The organism is Micromonospora sp. NPDC048894 (assembly GCF_040649765.1).
GTDB lineage: Bacteria > Actinomycetota > Actinomycetes > Mycobacteriales > Micromonosporaceae > Micromonospora > Micromonospora antibiotica.
In genome coordinates, this window is sequence record NZ_JBEZFY010000016.1 from 49317 (window position 1) to 69028 (window position 19712).

General features: G+C 73.4%; 17 protein-coding genes. 6 read left to right on the plus strand and 11 right to left on the minus strand.

Features of this window, described 5'->3' with window-relative positions:
* Positions 1 to 62: 62 nt before the first annotated feature.
* Positions 63 to 1919, plus strand: coding sequence for a hypothetical protein (locus AB0C22_RS26735; RefSeq protein WP_308291134.1), 1857 nt, complete (start codon positions 63 to 65; stop codon positions 1917 to 1919).
* Between the two features lie 45 nt (positions 1920 to 1964).
* Here the strand turns inward: AB0C22_RS26735 and AB0C22_RS26740 are convergent, their stop codons facing one another.
* Positions 1965 to 3935, minus strand: coding sequence for a hypothetical protein (locus AB0C22_RS26740; RefSeq protein WP_357537747.1), 1971 nt, complete (start codon positions 3933 to 3935; stop codon positions 1965 to 1967).
* 249 nt (positions 3936 to 4184) lie between these two features.
* Here AB0C22_RS26740 and AB0C22_RS26745 point away from each other — a divergent pair, with 249 nt between their 5' ends.
* Positions 4185 to 5381, plus strand: a complete 1197-nt coding sequence (locus tag AB0C22_RS26745; protein ID WP_357537749.1) for a hypothetical protein — start codon at positions 4185 to 4187, stop codon at positions 5379 to 5381.
* A gap of 238 nt (positions 5382 to 5619) precedes the next feature.
* Here the strand turns inward: AB0C22_RS26745 and dxs are convergent, their stop codons facing one another.
* The 4 genes from dxs to AB0C22_RS26765 all read right to left on the minus strand — a co-directional run bounded on the left by dxs (position 5620) and on the right by AB0C22_RS26765 (position 12420).
* Positions 5620 to 7575 carry a 1-deoxy-D-xylulose-5-phosphate synthase gene (gene dxs / locus AB0C22_RS26750; RefSeq protein ID WP_357537751.1) on the minus strand — a complete coding sequence of 652 codons (1956 nt, stop codon included), beginning with the start codon at positions 7573 to 7575 and terminating at the stop codon, positions 5620 to 5622.
* A gap of 70 nt (positions 7576 to 7645) precedes the next feature.
* Positions 7646 to 8848, minus strand: a complete 1203-nt coding sequence (locus AB0C22_RS26755) for an anhydro-N-acetylmuramic acid kinase (RefSeq protein WP_357537753.1) — start codon at positions 8846 to 8848, stop codon at positions 7646 to 7648.
* A gap of 9 nt (positions 8849 to 8857) precedes the next feature.
* A complete protein-coding gene (locus AB0C22_RS26760) occupies positions 8858 to 10210 on the minus strand; it encodes a TRAM domain-containing protein (RefSeq protein ID WP_219468685.1) in 1353 nt (450 codons plus the stop codon).
* Between the two features lie 137 nt (positions 10211 to 10347).
* Complete coding sequence (locus tag AB0C22_RS26765; protein ID WP_357537755.1) at positions 10348 to 12420, minus strand: APC family permease; 2073 nt, start codon at positions 12418 to 12420, stop codon at positions 10348 to 10350.
* A gap of 160 nt (positions 12421 to 12580) precedes the next feature.
* Here AB0C22_RS26765 and AB0C22_RS26770 point away from each other — a divergent pair, with 160 nt between their 5' ends.
* Together AB0C22_RS26770 and AB0C22_RS26775 are read left to right on the plus strand one after the other, a co-directional pair.
* Positions 12581 to 13246: a TrkA family potassium uptake protein gene (locus AB0C22_RS26770; RefSeq protein WP_208569532.1), complete on the plus strand. Its 666-nt coding sequence runs from the start codon at positions 12581 to 12583 to the stop codon at positions 13244 to 13246.
* A gap of 3 nt (positions 13247 to 13249) precedes the next feature.
* Positions 13250 to 13939, plus strand: a complete 690-nt coding sequence (locus tag AB0C22_RS26775) for a TrkA family potassium uptake protein (protein ID WP_208569533.1) — start codon at positions 13250 to 13252, stop codon at positions 13937 to 13939.
* Positions 13940 to 13949: 10 nt separating this feature from the next.
* Here the strand turns inward: AB0C22_RS26775 and AB0C22_RS26780 are convergent, their stop codons facing one another.
* From AB0C22_RS26780 to dut, 4 genes are all read right to left on the minus strand, one after another.
* Entirely contained in the window at positions 13950 to 14633 is a 684-nt protein-coding gene (locus AB0C22_RS26780) for a DUF3159 domain-containing protein (protein ID WP_219468678.1), read from the minus strand.
* Positions 14630 to 15010 carry an OB-fold nucleic acid binding domain-containing protein gene (locus tag AB0C22_RS26785; protein WP_208569535.1) on the minus strand — a complete coding sequence of 127 codons (381 nt, stop codon included), beginning with the start codon at positions 15008 to 15010 and terminating at the stop codon, positions 14630 to 14632. Before AB0C22_RS26785 ends, AB0C22_RS26780 begins: the two co-directional genes overlap by 4 nt.
* 320 nt (positions 15011 to 15330) lie before the next feature.
* Positions 15331 to 15966, minus strand: a complete 636-nt coding sequence (locus AB0C22_RS26790) for a DUF3710 domain-containing protein (RefSeq protein ID WP_208569536.1) — start codon at positions 15964 to 15966, stop codon at positions 15331 to 15333.
* Positions 15967 to 15991: 25 nt separating this feature from the next.
* Positions 15992 to 16522, minus strand: coding sequence for a dUTP diphosphatase (dut, locus tag AB0C22_RS26795; RefSeq protein WP_219470795.1), 531 nt, complete (start codon positions 16520 to 16522; stop codon positions 15992 to 15994).
* 90 nt (positions 16523 to 16612) lie between these two features.
* Here dut and AB0C22_RS26800 point away from each other — a divergent pair, with 90 nt between their 5' ends.
* Entirely contained in the window at positions 16613 to 17107 is a 495-nt protein-coding gene (locus AB0C22_RS26800) for a DUF3093 domain-containing protein (protein WP_357537824.1), read from the plus strand.
* Between the two features lie 151 nt (positions 17108 to 17258).
* On the opposite strand, the gene AB0C22_RS26805 is transcribed toward AB0C22_RS26800, so the two are convergent.
* Both AB0C22_RS26805 and AB0C22_RS26810 read right to left on the minus strand, forming a co-directional pair.
* A complete protein-coding gene (locus AB0C22_RS26805) occupies positions 17259 to 18128 on the minus strand; it encodes a hypothetical protein (RefSeq protein WP_357537758.1) in 870 nt (289 codons plus the stop codon).
* A 131-nt stretch (positions 18129 to 18259) separates the two neighbouring features.
* Positions 18260 to 18556, minus strand: coding sequence for a DUF4193 domain-containing protein (locus AB0C22_RS26810; RefSeq protein WP_067315205.1), 297 nt, complete (start codon positions 18554 to 18556; stop codon positions 18260 to 18262).
* 433 nt (positions 18557 to 18989) lie between these two features.
* Between AB0C22_RS26810 and AB0C22_RS26815 the strand changes: the two genes are divergently transcribed.
* Positions 18990 to 19505, plus strand: a complete 516-nt coding sequence (locus tag AB0C22_RS26815; protein WP_208569585.1) for a LytR C-terminal domain-containing protein — start codon at positions 18990 to 18992, stop codon at positions 19503 to 19505.
* The last annotated feature ends 207 nt before the right edge of the window (positions 19506 to 19712 follow it).

Below are 19712 nucleotides of genomic sequence, written 5' to 3' on the forward strand. Positions count from 1 at the left end.
CGCCTGTACGATGGCCCGTCGTGGCCGTGCCGGTGGTAGATCCCTCGTTGAACCCGACGTCCGTGCCCGACGCCGTCGAGCCGGACGCGACAGACCCGCACCGGCGGCCCCGCCGTCGGCCGGGCCGGGCCGACGTGCTCGCCATCGGAGCCTATGTGCTGATCGGCGTTCTGGTGTGCCTGAACTACTGGGTGGACGTGCAGCACCGGGTGTCGTCCCACCTGCCGACCGACCACAGCTGGTTCGAGTGGCTGTTCACCCACGGCGCGTACTCGGTGCGGCACCTGGAGAACCCGCTGTTCAGCGCCCGGCAGAACGCCCCGGACGGGGTGAACATGATGGCGAACACCTCGCTGCTGGGGATGACCATCCCGCTGGCCCCGGTCACGCTGCTGTTCGGCCCGCAGGTGACCTACGCGCTCTATCTGGGCGGGGCGCTCGCCGCGACGGCGGCCACCTCGTACTGGATGCTCTCCCGGCACCTGGTGCGCTCGCGGGCCGGCGCGTTCGTCGGCGGCGCGTTCCTCGGTTTCGCCCCGGGCATCGTGCACCACGCCAACGGGCAGCCCAACTTCGTCTCCAACTTCCTGCTGCCGGTGATCGTGACCCGGGTGCTGCTGCTGGGCCGGCCCGGCCGGTGGCGCCGCGACGGGCTGGTGCTGGGGCTGCTGGTGGCGTACCAGGTCTTCATCAACGAGGAGATGCTGCTGCTGACCGCGCTGGCCTGCCTGGTGGCGGTGGTGGCGTACGTGGTGCAGCGGCCCCGCGAGGCCCGCGCCCGGGCCGGTGGCTTCCTGGCCGCGCTCGGGGTCGGCGGCGGGCTGGCGCTGCTGCTCACCGCGTACCCGATCTGGTACCAGTTCAACGGGCCGCAGTCCTACCGGGGGTTGCAGGGCGGGGTGTTCCACAACTGGGGCGAGGACCTGATGGCCTTCGTCACCTTCGCCCGGGACACGGTGGCCGGGGACGAGGCGGTCGAGAAGACCATCGGACTGACCGAGCAGAACACCTGGTTCGGCTGGCCGCTGGTGCTGGTCGCGGTGGCCGCCCTGGTGCTGCTCTGGCGGCGGTCGCTGGCCGCCCGGATCGCCGGTGTGCTGGTGGTGGTCTTCACCGTCGCGGCGATCGGCCCCAAGGTGCGGTTCAACGGGGTGGAGACCACCATCGACGGCCCGTGGGCGTACATCTCCGACGATCTGCCGTTGGTCGAGATGATGATGCCGACCCGGCTGACCCTGGTGGTGACCGGCGCGGTCGGCGTCCTGCTCGCGCTGGCCTGGGACGCGGTGGGCGGCCGAGGCCGGCCCCGGGTGCCCGCGCCGCGCGCCGCCGCCGACGACACCGTCGCCGGGGACACCGCCGCGACCGACCCGTCGGGGCCACCGGCCCGCCGCCGCTGGGTCCGCCCGGTCGGGTACGCGGCGATCGCGCTGGCGGTGCTGCCGCTGTTCCCCCGTCCGCTGCCCGCGCAGCACATCGACCTGCCACCGCACTTCATCACCGCGGGCGGCTGGCGGCCGTACGTCCCGGACGGGCGCACCCTGGTCCCGGTGCCGATCCCGAGCAACGTGCACGGCCTGTCCACGCTGCGGTGGAGCGCGCTGACCGGGCACGAGTTCCCGGTGCCCGGCGGTTACTTCATCGGCCCCAACGAGCTGGGTCAGGGTGTCTTCGGTGCCCCGAACCGGCCGACCAGCACCCTGGTCTACGCCACCATGGACGCCGGCACGGTGCCCGCCCTGACCGAGGAGAACCGTCGGCAGGCGGTGGCGGACCTGCGGTTCTGGCGGGCCTCGGTGGTGGTGCTGGGCGCCCATCCGCGCGAGGCGGTGCTGCGGGACCTGATGACCGGCCTGCTCGGCCCGGCGCAGCGGGTCGACGACGTCTGGCTCTGGGACGTCCGCCCGCTGGTCGGCTGACCCGCCCGGCCCGTCGCGCAGTCCAGCCCGGCTGGACCGGAACAGTCAGGCGGTGCGGGCGGACAGCGGCCGGACGTCCCACACCCACACGTCGAGTTCCCGGCGGGCGGGGCCGACCAACTGCTCGACGGTCCGGCGCAGCGGCTCCGCGTTGTGCTGGCGCAACGGCAGCACCAGCACGGCGGCGTTCCAGTGCCGCAGCTCGTCCAGGCTGCGGCGGCGTTGCCGGTCGTCCAGTTTGGTGGTACGCCCGGTGGTGGCGACCTCGTCGAGGAGCTGCCCGATGCCGCTGGGCCGCCCGCCGAACCGCCCCGGGTCACCGGTGTTGCCGTTGCGCGGGGCGAGGAAGTAGCCACCGGGGATCTTGAAGTCCAGGTTGGTGGCCGCCGCCCAGCGCATCCCGTGGGTGTTGCCCATGCTGGGCACGGGCACCGGCACCAGGGTCTGCCCGGGGCCGACGTACTCCCGCCAGCGGTCGGCGGTGATGAAGTCCGGCACCGGCGGGCGGGAGGTCACCTTCAGCGGCATCGGCACGATCGGCAGCAGGGCCAGCACCAGGGCGGCCACCGTGACGGTCTTGGCGTGCCGCCACTGTGCGCCGCGCAACGTCCAGGCCCGCTGCACCGCCAGCGCCAGCAGCATGCCGATCACCACGGAGGTGATCAGCGCGAACCGGGTGGGCACCACCGCGTCCAGCAGCGGCAGCCGCACCAGCAGCTCCCACGGCCCGGTGACCAGGTCCCGCCCCCACCAGGAGATCCGCTCGCCGAGGGAGAGCAGCGCGAAGAACGCGCCGGTGACGGCGAGCGCCCGGACGAGGCGTTCGCGGCGCAGCCAGAGCACGATGCCGACGGCGATCAGCGACAGGCTCCAGCCGAAGAAGGCGTTCTCCTCGGAGTAGTTCGGGGCCAGGTTGACGTTGGCCCGTTCGTTGCCGCCGAAGGTCGGCGAGCCGGGGGCGAAGAAGGCGGCGATGTCGTTGCCGTAGTCCTGCACCGCGTCGCTGAGCCCGTGGTAGGCCATCGGCCCGGCGAACTGGATGTAGAGCGGGTACGCCAGCAGCGCCCCGGCCAGCACCGCGCAGGCGGCCACCCCCTTGGCCAGGGGCCGCCACGCCGCCGACCAGAGCGCCGGCCGCTGGGCCACCATGGCGATCAGGAAGATGCCGCAGGCCAGGGCGGTGAAGAGCAGGATCTCCTCGTTGATGAACGCCTGCCCGGTGACCAGCACGGCGAGCAGCAGGCCGTCGCGCAGCGGCCGGGTGGAACGGGTCAGCACCATCACCCGCCACACGATGAACGGCAGCAGGAACTGGCTGATGATGTTGGGGTGCCAGTTGGCGTGCGAGAGCATCGCCGGGGAGAACCCGCAGAACCAGCCGCCGACCGCCGCGGCGAGCCGCCGCCGCACCAGGTGCCGGGACAACACGTGGTACCAGGCGGCGGCGGTGCCGGCGAGGCCGAGGGTGACCAGCACCACGAAGGACACCGCCGGCCCGAACAGCAGGGTGACCGGCACCATCGGGATGCCCAGCGCCAGCACCGCCGTGTTGGCCATCAGGTTGACGCCGTCGGGGAAGTTGAACTGGTCGGTGTAGAACGGGAACTCCCCGTGCAGCACCACCCGCACCGAGTGGGCCAGGAAGAACTGCACCTGCGCCGGGTCGCTGCTGTAGAGCGAGGCCACCCGGCCGGCCGGGTCGGCCCAGATCCGGCTGGTCACCCAGAGCGCGACGAGCAGGAAGATGCCGTACACCACCAGGTCCTTGCGGCGGGCGGTCCAGCGCCAGCGCCGCCACCACGCGGACGGCGTCGCGCCGTCACCGTCCGTGTCCGCCGCCCCCCGCTCCGGTACGCCCACCGCCGCCGTGCCGTCGCCGTCGACTTCCGACCCGTCGGCTGCCCCGACGGGCGCGGCCTCCACCGGTGGCGCGTCGACCGGCGTCGCCTCGACGGTCCGGTCCACGGGTGCCGGCACTCCGGTGATACGCAGGTCGGCGGGGGTGGTACGGGTCACGGGTGGGGGCGCTGTCGCGGTGGCCGTCGTGCCGCGGGCAGGGCCCTCGGAGTCGTCGGGGGCCGGTGCGGAGGCGCCACGGGGCTCGGCAGACGTCACAGTCGGCGGAGTCTACCGGAGCCGGGAAAAAGCCCGAAATTCACTCTGGTGTCCCTTGTGGTCATCGGGGACACGGCTGCGGGGCGTCACCGGGCGTTGCGTACCATGTGGGCTTCCGACAACGACGGCGACGCGATCGGGGGCGTAGGGATGGCTTCGGTTCGCCGTCGTGGCACGACTGTCGCCGTGCTGCTCGGTCTGCTGCTGACCGTCCCGGCGTGCGGCCCGGTCGCCGGGCGTCAGGCCCGCGAGCTGCGGGTCGGCTACGACAGCCTGGACGGCACCCGCGCGGTGTGGCCGCCCCGCGGGTCGCTCGCCGGGGACGCCACGGCGACGTCGGCGGTGACCGAGGCGGTCCGTGCCTGGCGATCCCCGATCGACGACCGCGCCCACCTGCCGTCGTCGGGCATCCTGTGGTCGGGTGCGGTCGACGGCGTCCCGCTGGCCCTGGTCGCCGCCGACGTGCCCGGGGAGAGCGCCTCCTGGCTGCTTCAGCTCACCGGTCGCGACGGCCGGTACGAGGTGACCCGGGCCAGCGAGTACACCGACCCGGGTTACCTGGTCTACGCCGACGTGCTCCCGCTGCACCTGCCCGACGGCCGGCGTTACCTGACCTCCGGCCGGGTGGAACGCCTGCTCGGCCCGGACGGTCGGGCGCTGCTGCTGACCGACGGGCTGACCGGCGCGGTCAAGGTGCCCGAGTGCCGGGCGGTGCCGGTGACGGCCACCCTGCGGGCCACCGAGTCGCTGCCCCGGGGGCGGGCCGCCGACCGCCTGCTCGACCTGGGCGTCGCCACCGCCGACCCGAGGTACCCCCTGGTCCGCGACGACACCGGCTCCGGCCGGCGGGCCCTCGACGGGTTGGACACCTGCATGCTCGCCGACGAGCAGGGGCCGTTCGGGAGCATCCCGCGCCGCATCGGCGACCGGGACGCCCCCCGCTCGGTGCCGGAGTCGTGGCCGATGGAGAAGGTTGCCGTCCGGGCGATCGGCGAGATGATGCTGGGCGGCGGAGCCGACCCCGGTGACCTGGAGCAGCTGACCTGGGAGACCGACGCGGGGACGATGACCGCGGTGGTCTACCGCCCGGCCGGCGACGGCACGCCGGTGGTCTCCCCCGCCGACCGGTCCAACCCGCTCCAGACGTACGTCCTGCCGGTGCCGGGGCAGCCGCTGGTGGTGCTGACCTGGCGGGGCAACCGGGACGCGTCCCTGTCGGTGCCGCCCGGCACCCCCCGCCTGGTGGACCGCCCCGGCCTGGTGGTCGTCCCGCTGCCCGCCGCCCGCCAGACCTTCAGCCTGGCCACCGCCGAAAAAACCTACTACCGCTCCGCCGGCGGCCGCTGACCCCCCCTCCCCGCCCCGGCTCGCCCCCGTCCCCGCCCCGGTGATCAAGAGGTTTGCGTCAAAGTTGATCACTGGATTGACGCAAACCTCTTGATCACGGGAGGGATTGACGCAAACTTCTTGATCACCGGGGTCAGCGACGGCGGCGACGGGCGGCGGACGGCGGGGCGGGAGACGGGAGACGGGGTAGGGGCGGTCACGGCAGTGCCGTGACCGCCCCTACGGGGTCGCCGGTGGGTCAGTTGGGGGTGGTGTCGCGGGCGGGGAGGCGGACGGTTTCCACAGTGGGGGCGTCGCCGTCCAGGCCGGAGATCCAGCCGGTGACGTCGCGGGCCACGTCCTGCGCGGTCAGCCGCAGGTCGGCCAGGATCTGCGCCCGGGTGCCGTGCGGGTGCCAGTCGGCCGGTACGCCCAGATCGCGCAGCGGCACCCGGACGTCGGCGTCGCGCAGCGCCTGGCCCAGCGCGTCACCGACACCACCGATGCGTACGCCGTCCTCGACACTGACCACGAGGCGGTGTCCGGCGGCCAGCTCGACCAGCTCGGCCGGCACCGGACGCACCCAGCGCGGGTCGACCACGGTGACGCCGTAGCCCTGCTCGGCCAGCCGGGACGCCACCTCCATCCCGAGCAGCCCGAACGAGCCGACCGCCACCAGCAGCACGTCGGTACGGGCCGACTCGGCCAGCACGTCGACCGGGCCGACCCGGCGGATGGCCGGCAGGTCGGCGGCGACGGTGCCGGTGGGGAACCGGACGATGGTGGGACCGTCGTCGACGGCGATCGCCTCGCGCAGCTCCTCACGGAGGCTGGCGGAGTCGCGGGGGGCGGCGATCCGCAGCCCCGGCACCACCCCGAAGACCGACATGTCCCAGATGCCGTAGTGGCTCGGCCCGTCCGGCCCGGTGATGCCGGCGCGGTCCAGCACGAACGTCACCGGCAGCTTGTGCATCGCCACGTCCAGCAGGACCTGGTCGAAGGCACGGTTGAGGAAGGTCGCGTAGACCGCCACCACCGGGTGCAGCCCGCCCATCGCCAGGCCCGCAGCGGAGGTGGCCGCGTGCTGCTCGGCGATGCCCACGTCGTACACCCGGTCGGGGTGCTTGCGGGCCAGGGTGGCGATGCCGGTCGGCTCGGCCATCGCGGCGGTGATGCCCACCACGTCGGGCCGTTCGTCGGCGATGGCGACCAGCTCGTCGGCGAAGACCTGGGTCCACTTCACCGACGGGGCGGCGAGCAGCTTGCCGGTCTCGGCGTCGAACGCGCCCGGACCGTGCAGGCAGTCCGCCTCGTCCTCCTCGGCCGGGCGGTAGCCGTAGCCCTTGCGGGTCACCGCGTGCACGATCACCGGGCCGCCGAAGTTCTTGGCCGCGCGCAGCGCCGACTCGACGGCGGCGATGTCGTGCCCGTCGACCGGGCCGACGTACTTGATGCCGAGGTCCTCGAACATCGCCTGCGGGGCGACCGCGTCCTTGATGCCCTTCTTGACCGCGTGCAGCACCTCGTACATCGGCTTGCCGACGAACGGGGTGTTGCCGAGGGCGTCCTTGACCGTGTCGAGGACCTTTTCGTAGCCGGGGTTGAGCCGCAGCGACGACAGGTGGTCGGCGAGGCCGCCGATGGTCGGCGAGTAGGAGCGGCCGTTGTCGTTGACCACGATGACCAGCCGGTTGCCGGAGGTGGCGATGTTGTTGAGCGCCTCCCAGCACATGCCGCCGGTGAGTGCGCCGTCGCCGACCACGGCGACCACGCTGCGCTGCTCGCCACGCAGGGCGTACGCCTTGGCCAGCCCGTCGGCGTAGGACAGGGCGGTGGAGGCGTGCGAGTTCTCGATCAGGTCGTGCTCGCTCTCGGCCTGGCTGGGGTAGCCGGACAGGCCACCGCGCTGGCGGAGCTTGTCGAAGCCGTCCTGCCGGCCGGTGAGGATCTTGTGCACGTACGACTGGTGGCCGGTGTCGAACAGGAGCCGGTCGCGCGGGGAGTCGAAGACCCGGTGCATGGCCAGGGTCAGCTCCACCACCCCCAGGTTGGGGCCGACGTGCCCACCGGTGCGGGAGACCTTGGCGATCAGAAAGTCACGGATCTCGGCGGCGAGGATGTCCAGCTGTTCGCCGGTCATCCGCTTCACGTCCTGCGGACCACGCACGGTGCCCAGCAGCCGGCCGTGGTGGGCCGTGTCCTCGTCAACACTCATGACGAGAGAGTCTATCGGCCGCCGCACACTCCGCAGTGCGGCCGTGGATCATCGCTGGTGGGGGCCCCGATCAGCGCAGCACGACCAGTCGACGCGGCGGGAGCGTCCCGGTCACCCCGGCCGGCGGCCCGGACGGGGTCCAGGACCCCAGCACGGCCGCCCGGCGGGCCCCGGTCACCGAGGGCAGCGCCCCCGGCAGGCCGTGCCAGGACAGCCAGCCCAGCAGAGCGAACGCGTACGCCTCCCGGGCCTGGGCGGGCACCCCCAGCTCGTCGGTGGTCCGCAGCGTCCAGCGGCCGATACCGAGGGCGGCCAGCCGACCCCACAGGGTCGGATTGCGTACCCCACCACCGGCCCCCACCACCTCGGTCACCCGGTGCCGCGCGCAGGCGGCGGCGACCGTCCGGGCGGTCAACTCGGTCAGCGTGGCGAACACGTCGTCCGGGACGACCGGCTCCCCCAGCGCCGCCAGCCGTTCGTCGAGGTAGCCGGGGTGGAACAGCTCCTTGCCGGTGGACTTGGGCGGTGGTGCCGCGTAGTAGGGCTCGGCGAGCAGCAGCGCCAGCAACCCGGGGTGTACCCGGCCGGCCGCCGCCCGTACCCCGTCGACGTCGCAGGGCCGGTCGAGGAACCGGCGGGCCGCCGCGTCGAGCAGGGCGTTGGCCGGGCCCACGTCGTACCCGAGCACGGGTGCGTCCGGGGCGACCACGGTGAGGTTGGCGATGCCGCCCAGGTTGAGCGCCGCCCGTACCCCGCCGCCGGGTCGCCCGCCCAGGTCACCGCGCGCCCCGGCCGGGTCGTCGGGGGCGAGCAGCAGGGCGTCGAAGGCGGGGACCAGCGGGGCGCCCTGGCCACCGGCGGCGACGTCCGCCGACCGCAGGTCCGACAGCACGGGTACGCCCACCCGGGCGGCGACCCGGGCCGGCGCACCGAGCTGGAGGGTGCCGTGCACGGTGCCGCCGGCGACCCAGTGGAAGACCGTCTGCCCGGGGGAGACGACGGCGTCGGCCCGCCCGCCGGCCAGCGCGACGCCGAGTGCGGCGGCGTCGGCGAACACCGCACCGAGGGCGTTGTCGAGCCGGCAGACCGCCTCGACCGTGGTCGGGTTCGGCGGCAGCACCGCCCCGATCCGCTCCCGCAACTCCGCGTCGTAGCCCAACTCCCGGTGCCCCAACGCCCGCATCCGCAGGGTCTGCCCGACGGCGGTGAACTCGGCGGCGACCACGTCCACCCCGTCGTAGGAGGTGCCCGACATCAGCCCGACGATCCTCATCGGGCCAGGTTAGTCAGCGGGCGGCGGCAGGAACAGGCCGACCAGTTCGACGTGCTGGGTCATCGGGAACAGGTCGTAGCCGCGCAGGGCGGCGAGCCGCCAGCCGGCCCGGGTGAAGGTGCGCACGTCCCGGGCGAAGGCGGCCGGGTCGCAGGCCACGTAGGCGATCGCCCGGGGGTCGGCGGCGATCATGTCCCGGACCACCGCCGCACCCGCACCGGTACGCGGCGGATCGAGCACCACCAGGTCGACCGGGCCGGTGATCCGGCGGCGGGCCAACGCGGTCTCCACCCGGGCGGCGACCACCTCGACCCGGGACAGGTCGGCCAGGTTGCGCCGGGCGGCGGCGACCCCCTCGGCGGCGGACTCGACCACGGTGACCCGGGCGTCCGGGCCGACCCGGGCGGCGAGCGCGCCGGCGAACAGGCCCGCCCCGCCGTACAGGTCCCAGACGGACTCGCCGGGCTGCGGGGCGAGCAGGTCGAGGACCGCGTCGACCAGGGTGTCGGCGGCGGCCGGGTGCACCTGCCAGAACCCGCCGGCCGGCAGCGTCCAGTTCCGACCGGCGGCGACCTCCCGTACCGTCGCCGGCCCGTCGACCTCCAGTACCGTCGCCGGTCCGTCGACCTCGGCCGCCGGCCCATCCGGGACGTCGACGGTCGTAGCCGGCGGGCCGGGCAGGTCGACCAGGGTGGGCACCCCGTCGGTCAGGGCGGTGACCACGACGTCGCCGCCGGTCGAGGCGACGACCTCCACCGACTCGGCCGTCGGCCAGGGCCGACCGAGCAGCGGCAGTTCCTGGATCGCCGGGTGGGCGATCAGGCAGCGGTCGATCGGCACCACCTCGTGCGAGCGGTGCTTGAGCAGCCCGGCCCGGCCGGCGGCGTCGACCGCGTAGCGGACCCGGGAGCGCCAGCCCAGTTGCCCACCGGGCAGCGGCTCCACGGTGACCCGCAGCCCGTCGATCTCGGCGTCGGTGAGCCCGCCCAGCCGGGTGAGCTGCTCACGGACCACTGCCGCCTTCCAGCCGAGCTGGGCGGTCGGGGCCACGTGTTGCAGGTCGCAACCACCACAACCGCCCGGCCGGGCGTACGGGCAGGGCGGGGTGACCCGCTCCGGTGCCGCCGCGACGATCTCGACGGCGTCGGCCCGGGCGAAGCCCCGGTGCAGCTCGGTCACCTCGGCGATCACCCGCTCACCGGGCAACGCGTGCCGGACGAAGACCACCTGGCCGTCGACCCGGGCCACGCAGTGCCCACCGGGGGCGACCGCGTCGACTGTCAACTCGACCCGCTCGGCCTCCTCCAACCCGGGCCGCCGCTCCGCCCCGGACCCACCGGCCCCGACCGCCGACCGTCCCACCTCGGACCCGGCCCCCTCGGACCGTCCCGCCTCGGACCCGGCTGCCTCGGACCGTCCCGCCTCGGACCCGGCTGCCTCGGATCCGGCCGGGCCGGAACGGGCGGTGGTCGCGGAACGGGTGGGGCGGGATCGGGCGGTCACGGGCGGTCTCCGGTCGACGGGTCGGGCTCGCCCGACGGGACGGCGGTCACCGGCGGGGCGGGCGGCGGCAGGGTGCTGCGCGGCGCGACCCGGGGACCCCGGGCGGGGGTACGGCTCAACGTCTCGTCCAGCCGGTCGAGGTTCTTGGTCGCGGTGGACGCCAACTGCCAGGGCACACTGGTCACCATCACGCCCGGCTCGAAGAGCAGCCGGCCCTTGAGCCGCAGCGCGCTCTGGTTGTGCAGCAGGTTCTCCCACCAGTGGCCCACGACGTACTCGGGGATGAAGACGGTGACCACGTCGCGGGGCGACTCCCGGCGGGTGTTCGCCACGAAGTTCAGGATCGGCCTGGTGATCTCCCGGTACGGCGAGTCGACCACGGTCAGCGGCACCGGCACTTCCCGCCGCTCCCACTCCTGCTGGAGCTGCCGGGTGTCCTTCTCGTCCACGTTGACGGTGACCGCGGTCAGCGTGTCCGGCCGGGTGGCGCGGGCGTACGCGATGGCCCGCAGGGTCGGCTGGTGCAGCTTGCTGACCAGCACGATGGCGTGGTTGCGGGCGGGCAGCACCCCGCGCACCTCGGTCGGCTCCAGCTCGGCGGCGATCCGGTCGTAGTGCCGGCGGATGGCCAGCATCAGCACGTAGATCACCGCCATCGCGGCGATGGCGATCCACGCGCCGAGCAGGAACTTGGTGATCAGCACGATGACCAGGACGGTGCCGGTCATCGCCATGCCGAACGCGTTGATCGCCCGGGAGCGGAACATCCGGCGGCGGGCCTGCGGGTCACGCTCGGTGCGCAGGTGCCGGTTCCAGTGCCGGATCATGCCGGCCTGGGAGAGCGTGAACGAGACGAAGACGCCGACGATGTAGAGCTGGATCAGCCGGGTCACCTCGGCCTGGAAACCGACGATCAGCACGATCGCGAAGACGGCGAGGAAGACGATGCCGTTGGAGAACGCCAGCCGGTCGCCCCGGGTGTGCAGTTGCCGGGGCAGGTAGCGGTCCTGGGCGAGGATCGAACCGAGCACCGGGAAGCCGTTGAACGCGGTGTTCGCGGCCAGGAACAGGATCAGCGCGGTCATCCCGGCGACCACGTAGAGCAGCACCGACCCGCCGCCGAAGACGGTCTCGCCGAGCTGGGTGGTGACGGTCTTCTGCACGTACCCGTCGGGGCCGGAGAGGATCTGCGTGTTCGGGTCCTCGACGAACTGCAGGCCGGTCAGCCGGGCCAGCCAGATGATGCCGACCAGCATGGACACCGAGATCGTGCCGAGCAGCAGCAGGGTGGTGGCCGCGTTGCGGCTCTTCGGGGCCTTGAACGCCGGCACCCCGTTGGAGATCGCCTCGACCCCGGTCAGCGCGGCGCAGCCGGAGGAGAAGGTCCGCAGCAGCAGGAAGATCAGCGCGAAGCCGGTCACGCTGTGCTCGGCCTGGATCTCCAGCCCGGCGCTGGGGGCGCGCAGGTCGTCGCCGAGGATGAAGTACCGGACCAGCCCGGTGAGGATCATGCCGCCGATGACGATCACGAAGCCGTACGTCGGGATGGCGAACGCGGTGCCGGACTCACGCAGCCCGCGCAGGTTCATCGCGGTCAACAGCACCACCGCGGTCACCGCGATCAGCACCTTGTGGGTGGCCACGAAGGGCACCACCGAACCGAGGTTGGCCACCCCGGAGGAGACCGACACGGCGACGGTCAGCACGTAGTCGACAAGCAGCGCGCTGCCCACCGCCAGCCCGGCCCGGGGACCCAGGTTGACCGTCGCCACCTCGTAGTCGCCGCCGCCGGAGGGGTAGGCGTGCACGTTCTGCCGGTAGCTGGCCACCACGGTCAGCATGACCACGACCACCGCGAGGGCGATCCACGGGGAGAACAGGAACGCCGACGCCCCGGCGATGGAGAGGGTCAGCAGGATCTCGTCGGGGGCGTACGCGACGCTGGACAGCGCGTCGGAGGCGAAGACCGGCAGGGCGATGCGCTTGGGCAGGAGGGTGTGCTGGAGCCGGTCGGACCGGAACGGTCGACCGACGAGGAGTCGCTTCAGCAGCGAGGTGGGACTGGCCACAAGCGCTAAGGGTACGACCACCGGATGGTGGTCGCCGGGGGGTGCCTGATCCCGCTCCCACGCCCCGGCGCGGTACGGTTCGGTCCCCCGTCGGCGGGGTGGACGTGGCAGGCTCGCAGACGACAGTCGCCGGACGCAGGCGCACCTTGGGAGGGACACCGTGCACGTCGTGATCATGGGCTGTGGGCGGGTCGGCTCGACGCTGGCCCAGAGCCTGGAGTCCCGGGGGCACTCGGTGGCGGTGATCGACCACGACGCCGACGCGTTCCGCCGCCTCGGCCCCGACTTCGCCGGGATCACCGTCACCGGTGCCGGCTTCGACGGCGAGGTGCTGCGTCAGGCCGGCATCGAGCGGGCGGACGCCTTCGCCGCCGTCTCCAGCGGCGACAACTCCAACATCATCTCGGCCCGGCTGGCCCGCGAGACGTTCGGCGTCTCCCGGGTCGCGGCCCGGATCTACGACCAGCGCCGGGCCCAGGTCTACGAGCGGCTCGGCATCCCCACCGTCGCCACCGTCCGCTGGACGGCCGACCGGATGCTGCGCCACCTGGTCCCCGAGGGCAACGTGGAGATCTTCCGGGACCCGACCAGCACCGTGTCGATCATCGAGGTGCCGGTGCACAAGGACTGGATCGGTCGACCGCTGAGCCAACTGGAGCAGACGGCGGGGACCAGGGTGGCGTACCTGACCCGGTTCGGCATCGGCATGCTGCCCACCGCCTCCAGCGTCGTACAGGAGGGTGACCAGCTCTACGTGCTGGTCACCGACGACATCGCCGCCTCGGTCACCGCGGTGGCCGCGACGCCGCCCGAAGGAGGGCACTGAGCCATGCGGATCGCCATCGCGGGCGCCGGCAACGTGGGCCGGTCGATCGCCCAGGAGCTGATCGACAACGGCCACCAGGTGATGCTGATCGAACGGCAGCCGCGGATGCTGCGCCCGGACCGGGTGCCCACCGCCGACTGGGTGCTGGCTGACGCCTGCGAGCTGGCCAGCCTGGAGGAGGCGAACGTCGCGGGCTGCGACGTGGTGGTCGCCGCCACCGGTGACGACAAGGTCAACCTGGTGGTGTCCCTGCTGGCCAAGACCGAGTTCGCGGTGCCCCGGGTGGTGGCCCGGGTCAACCGGGCCGAGAACGAGTGGTTGTTCACCGAGCAGTGGGGCGTCGACGTGGCGGTCAGCAAGCCCCGGGTGATGGCCGCGCTGGTCGAGGAGGCGGTCACCGTCGGCGACCTGGTCCGGTTGATGACGTTCCGGCAGGGCGAGGCGAACCTGGTGGAGATCACCCTGCCGCCGACCGCGCCCTACGTCGGCCAGCCGATCCACGCCGTGCCGCTCCCCCGGGACGCCGCGCTGGTGGCGATCCTGCGCGGCAAGCGGGTGCTGGTGCCCAGCCCCGACGACCCGATCGAGGCCGGCGACGAGCTGATCTTCGTGTGCACCGCCCAGGTGGAGGACGACGTGCGCGGGGTGATCCTCGGCCCGGACAGCGTGGAACGGACCCGGGGCGCGACCTGAGCGCTGCCAGTCAGCCGCCCGGCAGCGGCGTCGGGGCGTTCTCCCGGGTCACCCGGCGCACCGTCCAGACCGTGATCAGCAGCAGCAGCGCGTACGGCGGGTAGCCCAGGGCGAGCCGGGCCACCCCCAGCGCGGTGTCCTGGTGGGCCAGGTAGAGCCCGGCCTGCACCCCGACCTTGGCCAGCCACACCACTCCCCAGAGCACGGTGAGCTGGGTGAAGGTGCGCACCAGCCGGGGGTCGTCGCGCCACTCGGAGCGCCCCTTGGCGACCAGCACCGACCAGATCCACCCCACCAGGGGTTGCCGGATCACCGCGGAGAGCAGCAGGGCGATGCCGTAGCCGATGCCGTAGAGGATGCCCGGGAGGTAGAAGTCCCGTTCGTCCCCGGTACGCCAGGCGATGGCCGCCCCGATGCCCACGCCGAAGAGCCCGTTGACGGCGTGCCGGACCGGACGGCGTTGGACCAGCCGGACCACCGCGATCAGCAGCGCCACCCCGACCGAGGCGATCACCGCCGGCCGCAGCTCCCCGACCACGTTGGCCAGCACGAAGACCACCACCGGGATGCTGGACTCGACCAGCCCGCGCCAGCCGCCCAACTGGTCGGCCATCTGCTCGGCGAGGCTGGGCAGCCGTTCGTCGTCCGTCGGGGTGGTCTGCGGCTCGGTGGCCGGGGGCTGTCCTGTCGTCACTTCGGCGACTCCAGCTCGTAGTACGGGTTGTAGATGACCTTGCGGTCGTCCCGGACGGCCACCCGGCCCCGGGCGGTGAGGTGCCGGCCCGGCTCGATGCCGGCGATGTGCCGCCGACCCAGCCAGACCAGGGTGACCACGTCACTGCCGTCGTAGAGGTCCGCCTCCAGGGTGGGCAGGTTGGTACGCGGCGTGTAGACCACCGTGCGGAGCCGCCCGGCGACCGAGACCACCTGCCCCCGCATGCACTGCCGGGCCAGCACGCCACCGGATTCGGCGCTCTCCCGGCGCAGCTCCTGCGCCTCGATCTCGGCCTCGCTGGCGGTGAACCGGCGCAGGATGTCCCGCAGTGACTTCCTGCTCTCGTCGGTCGACATGACCTCCGCGTCACCCTCTCCAGGTGGACCGGTCGGCACCGGCGCTGCCCCGACCCCGGGCGGGACCGTGCCGCCAGCGTACGCCGATCGGGCCCCGACGGCGTCGGTGCGGTGTGCCGGTCCCGGCCCGAAGCCCGGGGCCCACCCGACCGACGACCACCCGACCGAGGCCCACCCGACCGACCGACGACCACCCGACCGAGGCCCACCCGACCGACCGACGACCACCCGGTCGACGACGGCCCGGTCCGACGCCGGACAGCGGTCCGGGCCGGGTGCGGCCACCCTCGGGTGACGGCCTCCGGCCCGGACGGGGTCGCTCAGCTCTCGCTCGGGGCCTCGGCGGCCTGGTCGGCCATCTCCCGGGGCAACCGAAGCGGCAGCGGCTCACGGACCGGCTTCGCCTCCTGCCCCCGGTCCACCACCAGGCCGTCCAGGCAGGTGGCGAGCGGGCCGGCCGCGGCCGGGTCGGTGGCGACCGCGCCCTGGTAGACACCCCGGACCATCCAGCGCGGCCCGTCGATGCCGACGAAACGCAGGTCGGTCGGCCCGTCCGGGGTACGCACCCGGGCGTGCAACTCGACGCCGTACTCGCCTCGGGTCTCCTGGACGGTGGCGCCGTCGCCGACCAGCGACTGCCGGATCTCCTCGCGCACCTCGTCCCAGATGCCCTCGGAGCGGGGCGCGGCGAAGACACCGAGCTGGAGGGCGTTGTCGCCGTTCACCAGCACGACCTGCTGGACGACGCCCTGCGGGTCGGCCTGCACCCGCACCTCGACTCCGGGCACCGCCGGGATGTGCAGGCTGCCCAGGTCGAGCCGCTGCACGTCGTCCGGTGCCTCGGCGAGGTCGTACGGGCCACGGGCCGGGCCCGCCGCCTCGTACGAGTCGAGGACGTCGGCCCGCTGGTCACGGGCGTGCCGCCCACCGTCGGCCCGCTTTCGGGAGAAGATCACTGCGCCCACCCTCCGCTGTTCGCACTCACCCTGCCACCTCTTCCGTCCGTTCGCCCGCCCGGTCGGCACCCTCGGGCCCGGCCGGGCCACCGGGCGGGGGCACGAGCCCGGCATGGCCGCCGGTCGACCCGTGCCCGCCGGTCCCCCGTCGGGACCCGGGCAGCACCGCCACCGGCTGGAAATCGGCCCGCTCCACCCGCTGGACAACGAGTTGCGCGATGCGATCGCCACGGGAGATCTTCGCCGGTGCGTCCCGATCGTGGTTGATCAGGTTGACCAGGATCTCACCCCGGTAGCCGGCGTCGACCGTACCGGGCGCGTTGAGCACCGTCACGCCGAGCCTGGCGGCCAGCCCGGAGCGCGGGTGGACCAGGCCGACGTAGCCCTCCGGCAGGGCCAGCGCCACACCGGTGGGGACCAGGGCCCGGCCACCCGGGGGCAGCTCGACGTCCGCGGCGGCCACTAGGTCGGCGCCGGCGTCACCGGGATGGGCGTACGCGGGCAGCGGCAGCTCCGGGTCGAGCTGCCGTACGGGCACGGGTACGACGTGGGTCACGTTCTGCCTCTTCCGTCGGCGTTCACGGGGTGCCCCTGCCATCCTGCCGGGTCGACCGGCCGTCGTGTTCCGTACCCTGCGAGTGTGAGCCTGTCGCCTTCCCCGTCGTCGTCGACGCCGCGCGCCGCGGCCGCCCCGACGTACTCCGAGCGGCTCCGCCTGCCGTGGTGGTGCTGGCTGGCCGGGCTCGCCCTGGCCGGGTTCGCCGCCGCCGAGCTGTGGATGGGTGCCGGTGGGGTGCGGTCCTGGCTGCCGTTCGTGCTGCTGCTGCCGGCAGTCCTGGCCGGGCTGTGGTGGCTGGGCCGGGTCCGGGTCGCGGTCGACGGCGGTGAGCTGTGGGTCGACGACGCCCACCTGCCCGTGCGGTACGTCGCCGACGCCGTCGCGCTCGACGCCGAGGGCCGGCGCGAGGTGCTCGGGGTGGGCGCGGACCCGCTGGCCTTCGTGGTGCAGCGACCGTGGATCGGCGGCGCGGTGCAGGTGGTGCTCGACGATCCGGCCGACCCGACCCCGTTCTGGGTGGTGAGTTCCCGCCGGCCGACCGAGCTGGCCGCCGCCCTGCTGGCCGCCCGCGACGCGGCCTGAACGCCGCCGCCGGCCCCGCCGGGAGGCAGCTCCCGGCAGACCTTCCCGCCCGTGGTCAGGGTCGACCGCTCCTTCGCGGGCAGGGCCGACCGGCTCACCCGGGGCAGGGCAGTTCGGAGCGGGTGCAGCGGGCGGGTCAAGGCAGGGCAGGTCAAGGCAGGGCGGGGAGCCCGCCGGGGGGCAGCTCCCGGCGCTGCTTGCGCAGGTCCCGCCGGAGCTGGTCGGCCAGCGAGCGGGTGGCCCGACGGTTGAGGTAGCTGGCGACGGCGGCCCCGGTGAGGAACGGGCCCAGCGTGGTCAGGTTGCGGCCGAAACGCTTGAGCAGGGTGTCCCGTAGTTCCTTGCGGGCGGCGGTACCGAGCACGGCACCCACCCCGGCGCCCGGCACCATCGGGTTGATTCCGCGCTGGCTGGCCCAGGACTGGAGCAGGGCGACGGTCCTGGGGGTCGTGCCGGTGGGCAGCGGCGCCCCGTAGATCTCGTGCAGCTCGCCGATCAGCTTCAGCTCGATCGACACCACGGCCACCGTCTCGGCGGCGAGCAGCACCGGCGCGGAGAGCAGGGTCGGCGCGACGGCCCACTCCACCGCGGCGACGCCGCCGCCGGCCGCACCCACCCCGGCGGTGGCCCGGGCGGCGTTGCGGACGAGCCGGTCGGCGAGCGCCTCGTCGTCCAGACCGGGGAAGTGCAGCCGCAGGGTGGCCAGGTCCCGGACCGGGACGTGCGGCGCGACGTCGGCGACCGTGTCGGCCATCCAACGCAGCGCCGACCGCGGCTTGAACAGATCGCCCAGCCCTCGACCACGGGCCTGCCCGACCAGTCGGGTGAGCAGTTGCCGGCGGCGGGCGGGCGCGATGTCGTCGGCGGTCAGCGCCGCCACCGTCGCGCCCAACTCGTCGCCGGGCCGGGCAGCCGGGTCAGCCCCGGCGGTCCGGTCCTCGGGTACGGCGGCGGGCGGCCCGGCGTCGGACAGCGACCCGTCCGGGTCGGACTCGCCATGCCGCTCGCCGTGCTCGTTCATCTGCCTGCCCTCCCGAGGTCCCACCGGTTCCGGTGGACGCCGGTACGAGTCAAGCAGCAACCCGCCGTGTGCGCACGGCGGCTCGGGCAGCGGCGGCCCCGCGAGGAGGCCGCCGCCGGTGGGGTGGGTACTCAGACGCACTCACGGCAGATCAGGTCGCCGTTGCGCTCGACTGCCAACTGGCTGCGGTGATGCACCAGGAAGCAGCGCCCACATCGGAACTCGTCCTGCTGCATCGGGAGGACCTTCACGGTCAGCTCCTCGTCGGCCAGGTCGGCGCCGGGCAGCTCAAAGCTCTCGGCCACCTCGGCCTCGTCGACGTCCACGGCACCCGACTGTGAGTCGACCCGCCGGGCCTTGAGCTCTTCCAGGCTGTCCTCGCCGAGGTCGACCTCGTCGCGACGCGGGGCGTCGTAGTCGGTGGCCATCGGTTTCACTCTCCCATATCGATGTTGTCGCTTCCGGTTGTAACGCCGGGCGACGCTGTTTCGGTTCCCACTGGCCGGCCACCAATGTGTGTCGGTCGCCCCACCCGACGGCCTCTGGATCGAGGTCTCCGGGGCAAGCACCGACGAGCGCGGTACCTTACCCCCTCCCAGGCGAGGCATGTATACCGCCCTCGCGGCAGAGATGTACGCCCCCGGGACCCAAGATGTTCCCAATGTGACTCAGGCGACACGAAGATAGGGGTAGTAGTACCCCGTTCCCGGTTGGCGCGCCGGCATGTCGGACTGTTTCCACGCGACTGCCGGACAACCGTTAACCTCAGCGGCGTACTCGACGGCCGACGACACCGCCCGCCGACGACGTCCGCCGCCACCACCTCACTGTCCGGGGAGCGCCCAGATGAGTTTTGCGCGAGTGCGAGCACTCGTTGTCGTCGGACTGCTGGCGGCCGTCGCCCTGGTCTTCGTCGTCGTCGCCGTGGTCCGCGACACCCAGGGCAGCGGGGCCAACGCCAGGGGATGCCCCGAGGGCTGGCCGTTGGCCGACCTGTCCCTGCGCACCTACCAGGATGTCAAGATCAATATCCTGAACGGCACCGGCGAGCCGGGCCTGGCCAGCAGCGTGGGCGACGACTTCCGGAATCGGAAGTTCCAGGTCAAGAAGGAGGGCAACGCCGCGCACTTCGACGGCGTCGCGCTGCTGCGCTTCGGCCCCAAGGGCGTCGGCTCCGCGCACCTGCTGCGCGCCTTCTTCCTCGACAACGCCGAACGCGACTACGACGCGAAGCGCCAGGACGACACGGTCGACGTGGTGCTGGGCGACGGCTTCCAGCAGCTGGCCACCACCACCGAGGTCAACCAGTCCCTCGGCGACCTGGGCGCGCCGACCGCGCCGGAGGGCTCCTGCCCGATGCCGGTCGAGAACAAGTAACCGACCACCGGTCAGCGACAGGTGACCACCCGGCGGTCGGTGCCGACCGGCGGTCGGGGACAAGTAACCGACCACCGGTCGAGAACGAGTAACCGACCCCGGTCGGGGACGACCGACCCCGGTCGGGGACGACCGACCCCGGTCGGGGACGACCGACCCCGGTCGGGGACGACCGACCCCGGTCGGGGACGACCGACCCCGGTCGGG